The organism is Arthrobacter sp. FB24, assembly GCF_000196235.1.
GTDB lineage: Bacteria > Actinomycetota > Actinomycetes > Actinomycetales > Micrococcaceae > Arthrobacter.
Map to the genome: position 1 here is coordinate 2,954,634 of NC_008541.1, position 17,063 is coordinate 2,971,696.

A 17,063-nucleotide genomic window follows, 5' to 3' on the forward strand; every position below is an offset into this window, starting at 1 on the left:
CGGCCGCCGGGGAACTCCGGCGGCCGGGACCCGACCGTCAGGCGACGGGGACGTGATCGCCGTGGCCGGCCTCGCGTAGCCCCTGGCGGAGCTTTTCGGCATTGGCGTCCAGTTGCGCGGGGTCCGGGTTCTGGTCCACCGAGCCGAAGTCGTAGTCGGCCATGGAGTTGGACGGCCACACATGGACGTGGAGGTGGTTGACCTCGTAGCCGGCCACGATCAGTCCGGCCCGTGCAGCATCAAATACATCGACCTGGACGGCGCCTATCTTCCGGGCTACTTCCATCACGCGGGCCAGGAGGGCGGGCGGCGCGTCCGTCCAGCGGTCCACTTCCTCAATGGGAACAACCAGCGTGTGGCCGTCAGCAAGCGGGCCCATGGTCAGGAAGGCCACCACGTCCTCGTCCCGCCAGACGAAGCGTCCGGGGATCTCGCCGTTGATGATCTTGGTGAAAACGGTGCTCATGCGTCTGCCTTTTCCGAAGGGGTTCCGAGGGTACTGGTGTCCAGGACAAAACGATACTTGACGTCGCCTGCCACCATACGGTCATAGGCCTCGTTCAGCTGCTCCGCACGCACCACCTCGACGTCGGAGACGACGCCGTGTCCGGCACAGAAGTCCAGCATCTCCTGGGTCTCGGCGATGCTTCCGATGAGTGAGCCCGCGTAGGAGATCCGGCGCCGGACCAGTGTCCCCGGGTTGACTGCCGGCATGGCGCCTGAAGGCAGGCCCAGCTGGAAGAGCGCTCCGTCCCGGCGCAGGGTCCGGAAGTAGGGGTTGAGGTCATGCGGAGCCGCCACCGTGTCGATGATGACGTCGATGCTGCGGTCCGCGGCCGTCATGGACGCTTCGTCGCGGGACAGGATGACGCCGTCAGCGCCAAGCTCGCGGGCCGCGGCCACCTTCGACTCCGATGTGGTGAACACCTTCACCTCGGCACCCATCGCCTTGGCGAGCTTCACGGCCATGTGGCCCAGTCCGCCGAGCCCCACCACCCCCACAACGTCTCCGGCCTCAACGCCGAAATGCCGCAGCGGGGAATAGGTGGTGATGCCGGCACAGAGGAGCGGTGCGACGGCGGCGGAGTCAAGGTTTTCCGGAACCCGCAGCACGTAGCGGCGGTCCACCACCACGGACGTGGCGTAGCCGCCCTGTGTGACGACGCCGCCGTTGCGGGCATCCACCGCTCCGTAGGTGCCGGTCATGCCGTTTTCGCAGTACTGCTCCAGCCCGTCGAGGCAGCTGTCGCATTCACGGCAGGAATCCACCATGCATCCCACGCCCACGAGGTCGCCCGGCGCGAAGTCGTCGACGGCGGGGCCTACCCGGCTGACGCGGCCAACGATTTCGTGGCCCGGCACCAGCGGGTATTTCTGCGCGCCCCACTCGCCGCGCGTTGCGTGCACGTCCGAGTGGCAGAGGCCGCAGAACTCAATGGCGATCTCGACGTCGTCGTCCTTCGGGGCCCGGCGGGCGACGGTCAGTGGCACCAGTCCGCCGCCTGCGGCCGTGGCCCCGTAGGCCGCGGCCAGCCGCGGCGGCGCCGGCTGGCTTGAGCCCTGGAGCGGCGGGGTGCCGGGGAGCGGCTTGGCGAGGGGCGGCGGTACGGGGCGTCCGGGAGTCATCCTCAGACGCTACCCCCGCCGCCGGCCGGTGCTCCAATCGGAGCGGTGCTTGCGGCGCCAGCCTTAGGGAGCCGCTCCCGTAGCCACCTCGTTGGCGGGGTCATTGGACCACTGCGAAAAGGAGCCTGGATACAGTGCAGCCGGAAAGCCGGCGATTTCCAGTGCGGCTATTTCGTGCGCGGCGGTGACGCCGGAGCCGCAGTAGACAGCGGTGGGCACATCCGGACTGACGCCCAGGGCGGTGAAACGCCCGCGCAGCTCCTCCGGCGGCAGGAACCGTCCGTCGCTTCCAATGTTTCCGGCGGTGGGGGCGCTCACAGCGCCCGGAATGTGTCCTGCCCGCGGATCCACCGGTTCGACCTCGCCGCGGTAGCGCTCCCCCGCCCGCGCGTCCAGCAGGACTCCCCTCCCGGGCCACTGCGCGGCCTGGGCCGCGTCGATCACGGGCATCGCTCCGTCGGTCAGCGTGACGTCACCCAGCGAGGCCTGCTCGAGGCCGCCCTCCACGGGGTATCCGGCCGCCCGCCAGGCGGACAGGCCGCCGTCGAGCAGGAACACCGTGGACATCCCGGCGTTACGCAGCATCCACCACAGCCTGGCGGCAGCAGTGCTGCCTGTGTCGTCATAGGCGACCACGACGTCGTTGTCCCGGATTCCCCAGCACCGCGCCGATTCCTGGAACTGCTGCAGCGGCGGCAAGGGATGCCTGCCCTGGCAAGGGTCCGCCGGACCCGCCAGCGCGGTAGGCAGGTCGACGTAGATAGCGCCGGGAATATGCGCCTCAAGATAGTGTTCGCGGCCGTGGGGATCGCCCAGCGCCCAGCGCACATCCAGCAGAACGGTGCGCCCGCCGGAGGTCATCCGGTGGTTCAGCGCGGACACGTCCATCAGGGGGTTCATCAAATCTCCTTTGGTTCGGATGACAGGCTGTCCGGCCGGCGCACAACGCGGACGGGCAGCCGGTACCCACTGTATCCGCGGACGACCCCTCTCCCGGGTAGGCTGAATTAGTGAACAAAATAGGCAACCGGCCGGGCAAACAGGACCGGGCGTGGGCGGATGAAGCCGTCCGCAGGATCAACGCCGAAAACAACAGGTCGGCGGACACGCACCTCTACTCTGTTCCGCTTCCGGAGCACTGGGGCGTCCAGCTCTACCTGAAGGACGAGTCCACGCACCGCTCCGGCAGCCTCAAGCACCGGCTGGCGCGCTCACTGTTCCTGTTCGGCCTGGTCAACGGCTGGATCCGGGAGGACACCACCATCGTGGAGGCCTCCAGCGGCAGTACGGCGGTCTCGGAGGCCTACTTTGCCCAGCTCCTTGGCTTGCCGTTCGTCGCCGTCATGACCCGCACCACCAGCCCGGAAAAGATAGCCCTCATTGAGCAGTTCGGCGGGTCCTGCCTCCTGGTGGATCATGCCTCCGAGGTGTATTCCGCCGCAGAGGAAGTTGCCCGCACCGCCCGCGGGCACTATATGGACCAGTTCACCTACGCCGAGCGCGCCACGGACTGGCGCGGCAACAATAACATCGCCGAGTCCATCTTCCAGCAGCTGGCCCTCGAGGAGCACCCGGTCCCCCGCTGGATCGTGGTGGGTGCCGGCACCGGCGGAACCAGCGCCACCATCGGCCGCTACCTGCGCTACCACCGCCATCACACGGAGCTCGCGGTTGTGGACCCGGAAAACTCCGCCTTCTACCCTGGCTGGCGGGACGGCGTCGCCGGCTTCAGCACCGGTATGCCATCCCGCATCGAGGGCATCGGCAGGCCGCGGATGGAACCCAGCTTCGTGCCCGCCGTGATAGACCACATGATCCAGGTCCCCGACGCTGCCTCGGTGGCGGCCATGCGGCACCTGCGGGACCTGGCGGGGCTGCATGCGGGCCCGTCCACCGGAACCAACCTGTGGGGCGTGTGGCAGCTGATCGCCGGAATGATCGCGGAGGGACAGCGGGGAAGCGTGGTCTCGCTGATGTGCGACGCCGGCGACCGCTACGCAGGGAGTTACTACAACGAGGAGTGGCTGGCGGCGCGCGGGCTGGATCCGAGGCCGCACGAGGCCGCGATCAGGGACTTTTTCGATACCGGAAAATGGCGCGCCTAGACCTCCACGGATTCCCCGCTGGAGAGGTGCGCGTACTCGGTGCCGTATTTTGCCCCGAGCCGCTTCACGTGCCCTTCGATCAGGCCGAGTCCGGTTTCGTTGAGCAGGGCGTCGTGGATTGGGAATGCCTTGGCGGCGCGGACACCAATGACGAAATCCACCACCTCACCCACTTTGTTCCAGGGCGCGTGCACCGGGAAAGGAGTGTCCGGACGCCAATCCCGTCCGGAATCACGAACGAGTCCCCGGGGTGGTACACGTTGGAGTCGATCAGGTACCCGATGTTCGCCACCACGGGGATCTGGGGGTGGATCAGGGCGTGCTGGCCGCCGAACGCCTGAACCTCGAAGCCAACGGCGGTGAATGCCTCGCCGGGTTCGACGTCCCTGATCCGGGGGCCGGCAAACGGCGCCTCGGACCGCAGCTTTGCCGCCACTCCCGCCGGGGCAAAGACCTGGAGCGACTCATTGTCCCGCAGCGCTGACACCATGGCCGGTACATCGATGTGGTCGCCATGCTCGTGGGTGACCAGGACGGCTCCGGCCGCTTCGAGGGCCTGCCCGGTTTCGGAGAACGTGCCGGGATCTATCACCAGCACCTGGCCGTCCTTCTCGAGCCGGACACAGGCGTGGGTGTATTTAGTCAGCTTCATGGAGCCAGCCTAGGGTGGGCCGCGCGGCAGTGTCCACGAAGCCGTCCCCGAACCCGTTCGTGAAATCCCGGCTGGTAATCTTGGACATTGCCAACACCCCTTAGGGAAGCGAGTCAATCCATGGCCCACGGCGCCAAAGCCGAAGGCACAAAGCTATCCGCACCGGCTTCCGCCGGCGGCCGGGAGCAGCGTGTCACCAAGCAGCGACTGGCGGTGAGCGCCGCCCTGGATGAGCTGGACGACTTCGTCAGCACCCAGGAGCTCTACCGGATGCTGCAGAACCAGGGCACCTCGGTGTCACTGGCCACTGCCTACCGGATCCTTCAGTCGCTCGCCGACGACGGGCTTGTCGATGTCCTGCGCAACGGCGAGGGCGAGGCCGTCTACCGGAGGTGCGCCGTCACAGGCCACCACCATCACCTGCTGTGCCGCAACTGCGGCAAGGCCGTGGAAGTGGAAGCACCTGCCGTGGAGACCTGGGCTGCGCGGACCGCCGCGGAGCACGGTTACACCGAGGTGGCCCACACCGTGGAGATTTTCGGCCTGTGTCCGGACTGCACGGCCCGCAAGGCCGACGCCGGCTAAGAGCCGCCCGGGCTGACGGACGGCGCCGGCTAAGAGGCGCCCGCCCCTGCTGGGAGGACGCGTCCGTTGAGGCCGCGTCCGGCCCGTATGCCGCCAACGATCCGGCACACAACGTAGATCAGGAATGACAGCGTGGTCACGTAGGGGCTGATGGGTATCCGGCCGCCGAGGGCCAGCATGATGCCGCCCACGGTGGCGGTCACCGCGAAGGCCACGCTGAGAATCACCACCAGCGGGGGCGATGAGGTAACGCGAAGCGCGGCAGCGGCCGGAGTGATCAGCAGGGCGAGCACGAGGAGTGCCCCGACCACCTGGATGGACAGCGCCACGCTGATTCCCAGCAGCACCATAAAGCCGATGCCCAGCGTCCGGACAGGTACGCCGCGGGCTTCCGCCACTTCCGGGTCCACGCTGGCAAAGGTGAGCGGGCGCCAGATGGCCACCAGCGCAATCATCACTACCAGCGCGGCCGTGGCCAGCACCTGCAGTTGAACTGTATCCACAGACACGATCTGCCCCGTCAGGAGGCCGAACTTGTTTGAGGCCCGCCCCTCGTACAGCGACAGAAAGAGAATGCCCAGGCCCAGGCCGAACGGCATGATCACGCCAATGATGGAGTTTTTGTCCCGGGCACGGACTCCCATCACGCCCAGGAGCAGCGCCGCGAGCACCGAACCCACCAGGGATCCGAACACGACGTCGGCTCCGATCAGTAGCGCGAAGGCTGCGCCTGCGAAGGAAAGCTCGGAGATTCCGTGGACCGCGAAGGCGAGGTCCCTTTTCATCACGAACGTACCCATGAGCCCGCCCAACAGACCGAGCAGCGCTCCTGCCCAGAGGGAGTTCTGGACCAGGGCCAGTAGCTCGCCGTAGTTGTCAAAATTGAAGATGGAACGCAGGATACTGTCGAAATCCATTTAGCCCACCTCCCCTGCCACTGAATGTGCGTCCTCGTGGTGGTGGGTGACACCCTCCGGCAGCCCCACCACGACCATCCGGCCGTTGGCCCGGATCACCTCAACCCTGCTGCCGTAAAGTCCGGAGAGCACCTCGGTGGTCATCACCTCTGCGGGCCTGCCTACCCGGAACCGTCCGCCGGCAAGGTAGAGGACGCGGTCCACGTAGTCGATGATCGGATTGATCTCGTGCGTGACAAATACGACGGCACTGTCCTTACTGCGGCACTGCTCGTTGATCAGTGCGCTGACGGCCTGCTGGTGCTGAAGGTCCAGGGACAGCAGCGGTTCGTCGCACAGCAGGACGCGAGGATCCGAGGCCAGCGACTGGGCGACCCTTAGCCTCTGCTGCTCGCCGCCGGAGAGCTGGCCCACCGGGACCTTGGCGTAATCAGCGGCCCCCACCAGGTCCAGCAGCTCATCGATCCTGTGGTTGGCCTTGGCGGCTCCCAGCCGCAGTCCCCAACGGTGGCCGTCCACGCCAAGTCCCACGAGGTCCCGGGCACGCAGTGGCGTATCCGGTGCAAAGGATTTCTGCTGCGGGATGTAGCCGATCAGCCTACTGCCCCGCTCCACCGGGCGCCCGCCCAACGTTGCCGTACCGGAATGGAGGTCCTGCAGGCCCAGCAGGACCTTCAGGAACGTGGTCTTGCCGCTGCCGTTCGGGCCGAGGACCGCAAAGAACTCGCCGGGGTTTATATCGAGGTCCAGGTCCTCCCACAACGTCCGTTTCCCGAACTTCAGGGTGGCTCCGCGGAGGCTCACTACCGGTTTCAACGTTCTTAATCCTCGATTCATACGGGGCGAAGCGCCCCCACCATCCTAGTGACGCCGGGGCTACTTCTGCAGTGCCTGCGCGATGCTGTCCACGTTACTGCCCATCCACTGCACGTAAGTCTTCCCCTCCGGAAGGGTTTCACTGAAGTCCAGCACGGGGACGCCGGCAGCCTCGGCTGCCTTCCTGAGGGCCTGCGTCTGCGGACCTTCCGTCTGCGTGTTGTACGCCAGGAACTTGATGTCCTTTGATCCGGCCAGTTCCGTGGCTTCCTTGAGGGCGGCGGGCGGCACATCGGCATCTTCCTCGATGGCGGCCGTGTAGTCGGCAGGAGTTTTGTTTACCAGGCCCGCGGCCTCGATCAGGTAGAGCGGGACCGGCTCGGTCACCGCAACGGGAGCCTGTGCTGCCGTTGCGGTGAGACCGGCCACCTTTGCGTTCAGCCCGGCGATCTCTTTTTTGAAAGTGGCGGCATTGGCCTGGAAGGTTGCTGCGGAGGCCGGCTCCAACGCCGCGAGCTTGGCTTCGACGGCGTCGGCCAGCTTGGTCATGGCATCGAGGCTGTACCAGACGTGCTCATTGAACGCTCCGTGATCGTGGGCATGCCCGTGGTCGTCGGCGCCAGCCGTGGACCCGGCCGTGGACTCTTCTTCGGGGGCAAGCCCGGAAACCTCGACTGCGCTGATGATGTTGTCATGGCCCACGTTGCTGTCGTCGGCCAGCTTGTGGATGAAGTCGTCATAGCCGCCGCCGTTTTCAACCACCAGCCGGGCCTTCGAGACCGCAAGCTTGTCCTGCGTGGTGGCCTCGTAGGAGTGCGGATCCTGGCTGGCCTTGCTGATCAGTGCTTTGACGCTCACCTTGTCGCCGCCGATTTCCCGGACGATGTCACCGTAAACGTTCGTGGAGGTGACAACCTCAATGGTGCCGGAAGCTGCCGGCTGGCCGCCCGGCGTCGTACTGCAGGCTGACAGCACCAGGCTCAGGCCGGCAAGGGCGGTGACGGAGAAGACTGCGGAACGGCGCACGGAAGGACCTCGGATCTGGTTGTCTGGACTTGCCACATGAGAATCAGGAGCATTAGCAACAAGACGAGTGTAGCCCTAAATAGGAATCATTCCTATTTAGGGCTACCGCATCCAAGTGCAGCCTCCCGCGGACTCCTAGTCGCCGTTCCGCTGGCCGAGCCGGCGGATTCCCTTCGCCTGGGTGGCGTCACGGATCTCGCCCACGAGCTGTTCGATCACGTCTTCCAGGAAAAGGACGCCCCTGGTGTTGCCGTCCGGTCCGATGACGCGCGCCAGGTGCGAGCCGGTGCGTTGCATCACGGACATCGCCTTCTCGATCTCGTCATCCATGGACAGGTTCGCCAGGGACCTGATGCGGCTTTCCGCAATCGGGTGCTCATATCCGGCTTCCGGGATGGACAGCACATCCTTGATGTGAAGGTAGCCCGAAAGCATCCCGTCCTCGTCCATCATCGGGAACCGGGAGAACCCCGTGCGGCTGACGGCTTTTTCAAACTCCACCGGCGTGGTGGGCGACTGCATCATGACCAGCTTGTCCAGCGGAACCATGATGCGGGACGCCGTGTGCTCGGAGAATTCCAGTGCACCGGTGATGAGGCCGGCGTCGTCATCCACGAGTCCATGCCGGGTGGATTCCTGCACGATGGACTGGACCTCCTCCAGGGTGAACGAGGAGTTGACCTCGTCCTTGGGCTCGATCCGGAGCAGGCGCAGGATGTGGTTGGCAGACCAGTTGAGGGCCACGATCACCGGGTTCACAAGGCGTGCGATGAACATCAGCGGCGGCGCCAGCAGCAGTGCCGCCTTGTCCGCGACGGAGACCGAGATGTTCTTGGGCACCATCTCGCCGAAGGTCACGTGAAGGAAGGTCACCGCCAGGAGCGCCACGGCGAACGCCACAACGTCCGCGAGTTCCGTCGGCACGCCCACGGCTTCCAGCGGCACGGCCATCAGGTGGTGGATGGCCGGCTCAGCCACCTGCAGGATCAGCAGGGAGCAGACCGTGATGCCCAGCTGGGCGCACGCGAGCATGAGGGACACGCTTTCCATGGCCCGCAACGTTGTCTGGGCCCGCAGGGACCCTGCTTCGGCCAGCGGCTCAATCTGGCTCCGCCGCGCGGACATCACCGCGAATTCCGCAGCCACGAAGAAGGCGTTTCCGATCAGCAGGAGCACCAGCCAGATAATTCCTACCCAGTCGCTCATGCCGTCCCTCCCTGGCCGGCAGCGTGTTCTTCGCCGAGGACCGGGGCAGGCTTGAAGCAGATCCGGTCGATCCGGCGTCCGTCCATCCGGGTCACGCTCAGGGTGCCCCCGCCGACATCCACGGTGTCCCCGACTGCGGCGATCCGGCCGAGCTGGCTCATGACATACCCGCCCACGGTTTCATAGGCGGACTCATCAGGCACCGTCAATCCGGGGATCTGTTCGGACAGCTCGTCCGGGCGCAGCAGGCCGGGGAAGTACCAGTCCCCCGATGCGCTCTGGAGCAGTCCCGGCCGCACCTTGTCATGTTCATCCGCGACTTCCCCGACGATTTCCTCCACGAGGTCCTCAAGCGTGGCGATGCCGGCCGTTCCGCCGTATTCATCCAGCACAACGGCCAGCTGCATGTTTCCTTCGCGCAGTTCAGCCAGCAGGGCATCAAGGTGGATTGTCTCGGGAACCCTGAGGACGTCCGTCATGATGGCACCGGCCTCGAGGTTGGCGCGCCGTTCCGAGGGGACAGCGATTGCCTTCTTCACGTGCACCAGGCCCCGGATGTCGTCGGCGGACTCGCCGATGACCGGGAAGCGTGAATAGCCTGTCCGCCGGGCGGCATCGATGATGTCCGACACCGGCTGCGCGGCGCCGATGGTTTCGAGCCGGATCCTGGGCGTCATCACGTCGGCGGCGGTCCGGCCGGAGAACTTCAGCGTCCGGGCAATGAAGTTTGCGGTGCCCGGGTCAAGAGTTCCCATGGCGGCGGAACGGCGGACCAGGGATGCCAGTTCGGCCGGTGTCCGCGCACCGGAGATCTCCTCCTTGGCTTCAAGTCCGAAGACATTCAGCACCTTGTTGGAGAAGCCGTTCAATACGATGATCGCGGGCTTGAAGACGGCGGTGAACACCAGCTGCGGCCGCGCAACAGCCTTGCCGATCGGCAAGGACAGTGCAATGGCCATGTTTTTGGGCACGAGCTCGCCGATCAGCATGGACAGGAGGGTGGCGATGGTCATGGCCATCACCAGGGAGACCGAAGCCGCTGCCGCTTCCGGAACGCCGGCCGCGGTAAGCGGCCCTTCCAGCAGCTTTCCTACGGACGGTTCCATGACATAGCCGGTCAGCAGGGTGGTCAGCGTGATCCCGAGCTGGCAGCTGGACAGCTGGGTGGACAGGGATTTAAGGCACTTGAGCAGCGGCACGGCCGCGGCGTCGCCGCTGTCCACGGCCCGCTGGACAGTGGCCTGGTCAAGGGCGACGAGTGAGAACTCCACGGCGACAAAGAAACCCGTACCGAGGATGAGCAGGATGCCTGCTCCTAGCAGTAGCCATTCCATCAGCGGCTTGCCTCCGGCCGTCCCGGGAACGGGATCCGCTTCCGGGAGCCGGCAGGCGCCGGAGAGAGAGCTATCAGGGGGAAGAAGGTGTTGCGGCGAGGACGGACCGGCGGAGGATGGTCGGCCGGTGCCGACCCCGTTTCCTGGAAGGCTGCGGCGCTGACTGCTGCAGAGTGATGGGCGCGTGAACGGGGTTTGCCGGCTCTGTGGGTGGGCTGCGGGGAGCTGGTGTTCATGCTCCGCTGACAGCCCCCAGGCCGGCACCTAGATTTACTGTCCATAAGAATTTCAGTCTACAGGAGCAGCCACAGCCCACAGGAGCCGTACTGCAGGGACCAACCGCTTCCGCTGCGCACATCCGTCACCAGCTCTGTGGAACGGGCCGGCCTTCCTCATAGCCGGCAGCCGACTGGATTCCGGCCACGGCGCGCTCGCGGAAACCGGCGAGGTCCGCGGCACCGGCGTAGCTCATCGAACTGCGCAGCCCTGCCGTGATCGTGTCCACGAGATCCTCCACCCCCGGACGCGCGGGGTCCAGGTACATGCGTGACGTCGAGATGCCTTCTTCGAAGAGTGCCTTGCGGTCCTTTTCGAAGGCACCTTCCCGCTGGTTCCGGTTCTGCACGGCCCTGGCCGATGCCATGCCGAAGCTCTCTTTATAAAGGCGGCCGTTTGCGTCCGCCTGGAGGTCCCCCGGGCTTTCATGGGTCCCCGCGAACCACGAACCGATCATCACCTGGCTTGCCCCGGCCGCCAGCGCAAGGGCCACATCCCGCGGATATCGTACGCCGCCGTCGGCCCAGATCCGCCCTCCGGCGGCGCGCGCGGCAGCCGCGCACTCCAGCACGGCGGACAGCTGGGGGCGGCCCACCGCCGTCATCATGCGCGTGGTGCACATGGCCCCCGGTCCGACGCCCACCTTGACGATGTCCGCCCCGGCATGGATCAGCTCCCGGGTGGCATCCGCCGTTACGACGTTGCCGGCCACAATAGGAACGGCGGGGTCCAGGCTGCGGACCGCCGCCAGGGCGTCGAACATCTTCTGCTGGTGCCCGTGCGCGGTATCGATCACCAGGACATCGACGCCGGCGGCGAGCAGTTCCGCTGCCCGGCCGGCCACGTCACCGTTAATTCCGACGGCGGCAGCCACCTTGAGCTTCCCCGCCGCGTCCACCAGGGGACGGTAGATGGTGGACCGAAGGGCGCCCTTGCGGGTGAGGACTCCCGCGAGGGAGCCGCCGAGCTGGACGGGCGCAAAGTCCGTCCCTGCGGCGTCCATGGCCTCGAAAGCTTTTCGCAGGGAAGCGTCACGGCCGTCCGGGGCCGCGTCTCCCGCCGCCGGCCCGGCACCGAAGGCGGCGGCATCCAGCACCAGGGCCTGGCGCATGACCGACGCCAGCGAGGCAAAGCGGTCCTGCCCGTCACAGTCCGCAGCGCGGACAACGCCGGCAACCTTCCCGGCGTCGTCCATTACGACCACTGCTCCATGGGGCCGTTTACCCATCAGGTGGAGGGCGTCGATGACGGTTTCGGAGGCCAGCAGGCTGACGGGTGTTTCGAAGACTGTGTGGCGCGACTTGATCCAGGCAGTGACGTCCCGGAGTACATCGAGCGGAACGTCCTGCGGAAGGACGGCCAGTCCCCCGCGGCGGGCCATGGTCTCGGCCATGCGCTTTCCGGTCACGGCCGTCATGTTCGCCACCACCAGCGGGATGGAGGCGCCGGTGCCGTCGTCCGCCGCCAGGTCAACATCCAGCCGCGAGGTGACGTCGGACCGCGAGGGCACCAGGAAGGCGTCCGAGTAGGTCAGGTCGGTGGACGGCTCACTCAAAAAACGCACGGCTGCTCCTCGTCGAAAATGGTGTTCCCAGTGCGAGTCTAGGCGAGACCGCGGCCCCCGGCGGGACGGCGCCGGGACGAGCGCCAAGGACGCCTCGCAACGCAGCTCCAGTGGTCGCTCCGAGGGCCGATTCGCCCAATAGTTTCGCCGCTACATGATTTGGGTCACCCTTATTGGCAGTTAACGGAGGATCGTCACTAGACTGGCAAAGGTCTGGGTTCACAGGACGCAGAGAACTGGTTCGATTGTTGTGCTGAGGCACCGAAGGCGACCAGAGGGAAATCAAACTCATGGAAGAGGCGTATTTCAAGTGCCAGAGCAGCCTAGCCACCGTCTACCAGAGGAATTTGGCGGAAACGAGTGGCTCGTTGACGAACTGTACGAGCGTTACCAGCAGGACAAGAACACGGTAGATGCCAAGTGGTGGCCCCTGTTCGAATCCTTCGACGCCGGTGACAGCGCGTCTTCCAACGGGGCCTCGGGTGCAGCGGCTCCCGCAGATCCCGCAACCCGCGAACTTCCAGTTGTAGCTCCCGCTCCGGCAGCACCGGCATCGTCGCCGGCGAAACCTGCAGCGGCCGCAGCTGCGCAGCCGGCATCCCCCCAGACCCCTTCCGCCCAGCCGCAGGCAGCTCCGGCTGCAGCACCGGCGAAGAAAGCACCTGCCACTGTTGCCCGCGACGGCGCAAAGAAGCCCGAAACCGCAGGCACCCCGCCCATCCCCGCCCAGCTGCCCAAGAACATCAAGGCCCCCACCGCTCCGGAAGAGGACGTCGTCTCCGTCCTCCGCGGACCGGCGAAGGCCATCGCTTCCAACATGGTCACCAGCCTGGAAGTTCCCACGGCCACCAGCGTCCGCGCCATTCCGGCCAAGCTGCTGATCGACAACCGCGTGGTCATCAACTCCAACCTGGCCCGCGCCCGCGGCGGCAAGGTTTCCTTCACGCACCTGATCGGCTATGCCGTCATCCGGGCCCTGTCCCAGTTCCCCTCCATGAACGTCTATTACGACGAAGTGGACGGCAAGCCCGTTGCGGTCCAGCCCGCACACGTGAACTTCGGCATCGCCATCGACATGCCCAAGCCGGACGGCACCCGCCTGCTGATGGTGCCGAACATCAAGAAGGCGGAGACCCTCAACTTCTCCGAGTTCTGGCACACCTACGAGGACCTGATCAAGCGCGCCCGCAATGGCAAGCTGACCGCCGATGACCACTCCGGCACCACGGTCTCCCTCACTAACCCGGGCGGCATCGGCACTGTGCACTCCGTGCCGCGCCTCTCCAAGGGCCAGGCCGCCATTATCGGTGTCGGCGCGCTGGATTACCCGGCCGAGTTCCAAGGGGCCAGCGAGAAGATCATCGCGCAAAACGCCATCAGCAAGGTCCTTACGCTGACGTCCACGTATGACCACCGCGTGATCCAGGGCGCCGGCAGCGGCGAGTTCCTCAAGCTCGTGCACCAGCTGCTGCTGGGTGCCCAGAACTTCTACGACGAAATCTTCGAGTCCCTGCGTATCCCGTACGAGCCTGTGCGCTGGAGCCCGGACCTGCAGGTCGACCCGGCGGACCAGATCAACAAGGTCGCCCGGATCCAGCAGCTGATCCACTCCTACCGCGTGCGCGGGCACCTCATGGCGGACACGGATCCGCTGGAATACGTACAGCGCAAGCACCCGGACCTCGACGTCCTCACCTACGGCCTGACCCTGTGGGACCTCGACCGCGAGTGGCCCACCGGCGGTTTCGGCGGCAAGCCCATGCTTGCGTTCCGCGACATCCTCGGCGTCCTCCGTGACGCCTACTGCCGCACCACCGGCATTGAGTACATGCACATCCAGGACCCGGCCGAGCGCAAGTGGTTCCAGGACCAGCTGGAGCACGAGTACTCCAAGCCGAGCCGCGAAGAGCAGCTGCGCATCGTGTCCAAGCTCAATGCCGCGGAAGCCTTCGAAACCTTCCTGCAGACCAAGTTCGTGGGGCAGAAGAGGTTCTCGCTGGAGGGCGGCGAATCACTGATCCCGCTGCTGGACGCCATCATCTCCGACGCGGCCGACGACGATCTCGACGAAGTTGCGATCGGCATGGCCCACCGCGGCCGCCTGAACGTGCTCACCAACATCGCCGGGAAGACCTACGCACAGGTCTTCCGTGAATTCGAGGGAACCCAGGACCCGCGCTCCGTGCAGGGCTCCGGCGACGTGAAGTACCACCTCGGCACCGAGGGCACCTTCACCTCGGACAGCGGCAAGGAGACCAAGGTCTACCTCGCAGCCAACCCCTCGCACCTCGAGGCCGTGGACTCGGTCCTTGAAGGCATCGTCCGCGCCAAGCAGGACCGCCTGGACCAGGGCGAGGCGTTCCCCGTGCTGCCCATCATGGTGCACGGCGACGCGGCGTTCGCCGGCCAGGGCGTGGTGGCGGAAACGCTCAACCTCTCCCAGCTCCGCGGCTACCGCACCGGCGGTACCATCCACGTCGTGGTCAACAACCAGGTTGGCTTTACCACCGCTCCGTCCTCGTCGCGTTCCTCCACCTACTCCACGGACGTCGCCAAGATGATCCAGGCTCCGGTGTTCCACGTGAACGGCGACGACCCGGAGGCCGTGGTCCGCATCGGCCAGCTCGCCTACGAGTTCCGCCAGCGCTTCCACAAGGACGTTGTCATCGACATGGTCTGCTACCGGCGCCGCGGGCACAACGAGGGCGATGACCCCTCGATGACCCAGCCGCTGATGTACAACCTGATCGAAGCCAAGCGCTCGGTCCGCAAGCTGTACACCGAGTCCTTGATCGGCCGCGGGGACATCACCGAGGAAGAAGCCGAGCAACTGCTCCGCGACTACCAGGAACGGCTGGAGCGGGTCTTCGCCGAGACCCATGCAGCACAGACTTCACCGATCCCGATCATCACGGCGGATTCCGCCGCAGTGTCCGACATCGAACGGCCCAGCGCCCAGCAGTCGGACTTCGGCATCAACGCACCCGCGTCCACTGCGATCTCCGCAGAGACGTTGGCGCGCATCGGCAAGGCCCACATCGAGATCCCCGAGGGCTTCACGGTCCACGCCAAGCTCAAGCAGTTGCTGGAGAAGCGCGAACAGATGTCCCGCGAAGGCGGCATCGACTGGGGCTTCGGCGAGATCGCAGCCTTTGGCTCGCTCATCATGGAAGGCGTTCCGGTCCGGCTCGCAGGCCAGGATTCCCGCCGCGGAACCTTCGTGCAGCGCCACGCAGTGTTCCACGACCGCGCCAACGGCAATGAATGGCTGCCCTTGGGCAACCTCTCCGATGACCAGGCCAAGCTGTGGATCTACGACTCCCTGCTGTCCGAATACGCTGCGATGGGCTTCGAATACGGCTACTCCGTGGAGCGCCCCGATGCCCTGGTGCTGTGGGAAGCGCAGTTCGGCGACTTCGTCAACGGCGCGCAGACCATCATCGATGAGTTCATCTCCTCGGCCGAGCAAAAGTGGGGCCAGCGTTCCTCCCTGGTGCTCATGCTGCCCCACGGCTACGAAGGCCAGGGTCCGGACCACTCGTCCGCACGGATCGAGCGCTTCCTGCAGCTGTGTGCCGAAGAGAACATGATCGTGGCCAACCCCACGACGTCGGCTTCGCACTTCCACTTGCTGCGCCGCCAGGCGTACAGCCGCCCGCGGAAGCCGCTCATCATCTTCACGCCCAAGCAGTTGCTCCGCCTGAAGGCTGCTGCCTCTTCGGTGGAGGACTTCACCACCGGTGCGTTCAAGCCCGTCATCGGCGAGCACGAACAGCTGCAGGCAGACGCCGTCGAGCGTGTGCTGCTGGTGTCCGGCCGCCTGTACTACGATCTCCTGTCCACGCGACAGAAGACCGGCGACAAGACGACGGCGATCGTCCGCGTCGAGCAGCTCTACCCGCTGCCCGCCGCTGAAATCGCTGCCGAACTCGCCAAGTACCCCAACGCCGAAGTGGTGTGGGCACAGGACGAACCGGCCAACCAGGGCCCGTGGCCGTTCATGGGCCTGAACCTTCCCGAGGCACTGGACCGCCGGGTGAAGCTGGTTTCCCGTCCGGCTTCGGCATCCACGGCAGCCGGTTCCATGAAGCGGCACGCTGCGGAGCAGGATACCCTCCTCAAGCAGGCGTTTGCTCGGAAGTAGCTTGAACGCTGCCCGGTCGGAACTCGAAATACGCGACTCCGGCCGGGCAGCGCTGCTTAATGGAAGCGGCAGTGCTGCGGGGCCGGACGCTGTTGCCCGCCGCCAGCCTCCGGAGTTGGCCCGGAGCCCGTTTCCATGGAACGCTGAATTTTGTTGCACATTGAGGTTAAGAGGTAGTCGTGGAAGACAGAAAGCTGCGGATCGCGGCTGTTGGGGATGAGCTGTTGGCCGGCTTGGGTGATCCCCGGGCGCTGGGCTGGCTGGGCCGCGTGCTGGCCCGCACCCCGCAGGACGGAATCACCCTTGAGTGCTACGCCCTCCCCTGCCCGCAGGAAGGCACCGAGGGCCTGGCCGCCCGGTGGCTGGACGAGGCCGGCCGCCGCTTTGGCAACAATCACGAAAACCGCCTGGTGATCGGGCTGAGCGGACGGGACGTCGAATTCGGCCTGTCCACCGCCCGCAGCCGCCTGAACCTTGCCAACATCCTGGACTCCGCCTCCCAGAACAAAATCGAGGTCTTTGTGGTGGGTCCGCCCCCGTCGCTGGACCCCTCGCAGAACCGCCGCCTCGGGGAACTGAATACGGCCTTCGCGGATGTCACCACGCGGCGCAAGCACCTGTATGTGGATACCTTCTCCCCGTTGCTCAACCACGAACAGTGGCGCCAGGACCTGGCCGCCAACGGCGGAACGCCGGGACAGGCCGGCTACGGGCTGATGGCGTGGCTTGTGCTGCACCGCGGCTGGTTCCAGTGGCTCGGCATGGCCGCCCCGGAGTAGCGCCGGAGACAGTGCACATGCTGCGGAGTGCTT

The 17,063-nt window shown here is 66.0% G+C and carries 13 protein-coding genes and 1 pseudogene; 4 read left to right on the forward strand and 10 right to left on the reverse strand.

What is annotated here, in order from left to right:
• Nucleotides 1–37: 37 nt before the first annotated feature.
• The 3 genes from ARTH_RS13375 to ARTH_RS13385 all read right to left on the reverse strand — a co-directional run bounded on the left by ARTH_RS13375 (nt 38) and on the right by ARTH_RS13385 (nt 2,526).
• The gene (locus tag ARTH_RS13375) at nt 38–466 is read right to left on the reverse strand and encodes an HIT family protein (RefSeq protein WP_011692474.1); all 429 of its coding nucleotides are present in this window, start codon (nt 464–466) and stop codon (nt 38–40) included.
• On the reverse strand, nt 463–1,626 hold the full coding sequence (locus ARTH_RS13380) for an NAD(P)-dependent alcohol dehydrogenase (protein ID WP_011692475.1): 1,164 nt from the start codon (nt 1,624–1,626) through the stop codon (nt 463–465). The genes ARTH_RS13375 and ARTH_RS13380 overlap by 4 nt, the downstream gene beginning before the upstream one ends.
• Before the next feature lie 63 nt (nt 1,627–1,689).
• Complete coding sequence (locus ARTH_RS13385; protein WP_011692476.1) at nt 1,690–2,526, reverse strand: sulfurtransferase; 837 nt, start codon at nt 2,524–2,526, stop codon at nt 1,690–1,692.
• Between the two features lie 110 nt (nt 2,527–2,636).
• On the opposite strand from ARTH_RS13385, the gene ARTH_RS13390 reads away from it, so the two are divergent.
• On the forward strand, nt 2,637–3,731 hold the full coding sequence (locus ARTH_RS13390) for a PLP-dependent cysteine synthase family protein (RefSeq protein WP_011692477.1): 1,095 nt from the start codon (nt 2,637–2,639) through the stop codon (nt 3,729–3,731).
• Here the strand turns inward: ARTH_RS13390 and ARTH_RS13395 are convergent.
• A pseudogene (locus tag ARTH_RS13395) lies at nt 3,728–4,383 on the reverse strand (MBL fold metallo-hydrolase). The gene ARTH_RS13390 and the pseudogene ARTH_RS13395 sit on opposite strands and share 4 nt — an antisense overlap.
• Nucleotides 4,384–4,503: 120 nt before the next feature.
• Between ARTH_RS13395 and ARTH_RS13400 the strand changes: the two are divergent.
• Nucleotides 4,504–4,968 carry a Fur family transcriptional regulator gene (locus ARTH_RS13400; protein ID WP_011692479.1) on the forward strand — a complete coding sequence of 155 codons (465 nt, stop codon included), beginning with the start codon at nt 4,504–4,506 and terminating at the stop codon, nt 4,966–4,968.
• A gap of 29 nt (nt 4,969–4,997) precedes the next feature.
• Here the strand turns inward: ARTH_RS13400 and ARTH_RS13405 are convergent, their stop codons facing one another.
• From ARTH_RS13405 to ARTH_RS13430, 6 genes are all read right to left on the reverse strand, one after another.
• Nucleotides 4,998–5,885, reverse strand: coding sequence for a metal ABC transporter permease (locus ARTH_RS13405; protein WP_011692480.1), 888 nt, complete (start codon nt 5,883–5,885; stop codon nt 4,998–5,000).
• Nucleotides 5,886–6,722, reverse strand: a complete 837-nt coding sequence (locus ARTH_RS13410) for a metal ABC transporter ATP-binding protein (RefSeq protein WP_011692481.1) — start codon at nt 6,720–6,722, stop codon at nt 5,886–5,888.
• Between the two features lie 39 nt (nt 6,723–6,761).
• A complete protein-coding gene (locus tag ARTH_RS13415; protein WP_011692482.1) occupies nt 6,762–7,727 on the reverse strand; it encodes a metal ABC transporter solute-binding protein, Zn/Mn family in 966 nt (321 codons plus the stop codon).
• Nucleotides 7,728–7,862: 135 nt separating this feature from the next.
• Nucleotides 7,863–8,933, reverse strand: a complete 1,071-nt coding sequence (locus ARTH_RS13420; RefSeq protein WP_011692483.1) for a hemolysin family protein — start codon at nt 8,931–8,933, stop codon at nt 7,863–7,865.
• Complete coding sequence (locus ARTH_RS13425) at nt 8,930–10,267, reverse strand: hemolysin family protein (RefSeq protein ID WP_011692484.1); 1,338 nt, start codon at nt 10,265–10,267, stop codon at nt 8,930–8,932. Before ARTH_RS13425 ends, ARTH_RS13420 begins: the two co-directional genes overlap by 4 nt.
• A gap of 361 nt (nt 10,268–10,628) precedes the next feature.
• Nucleotides 10,629–12,107 (reverse strand): GuaB1 family IMP dehydrogenase-related protein, encoded by a 1,479-nt coding sequence (locus ARTH_RS13430; protein WP_011692485.1) that lies wholly within the window; start codon nt 12,105–12,107, stop codon nt 10,629–10,631.
• A gap of 310 nt (nt 12,108–12,417) precedes the next feature.
• Here ARTH_RS13430 and ARTH_RS13435 point away from each other — a divergent pair, with 310 nt between their 5' ends.
• Nucleotides 12,418–16,251, forward strand: coding sequence for a multifunctional oxoglutarate decarboxylase/oxoglutarate dehydrogenase thiamine pyrophosphate-binding subunit/dihydrolipoyllysine-residue succinyltransferase subunit (locus ARTH_RS13435; protein WP_043429882.1), 3,834 nt, complete (start codon nt 12,418–12,420; stop codon nt 16,249–16,251).
• A 179-nt stretch (nt 16,252–16,430) separates the two neighbouring features.
• Nucleotides 16,431–17,030 carry a GDSL-type esterase/lipase family protein gene (locus ARTH_RS13440; RefSeq protein WP_011692487.1) on the forward strand — a complete coding sequence of 200 codons (600 nt, stop codon included), beginning with the start codon at nt 16,431–16,433 and terminating at the stop codon, nt 17,028–17,030.
• Nucleotides 17,031–17,063: the final 33 nt, after the last annotated feature.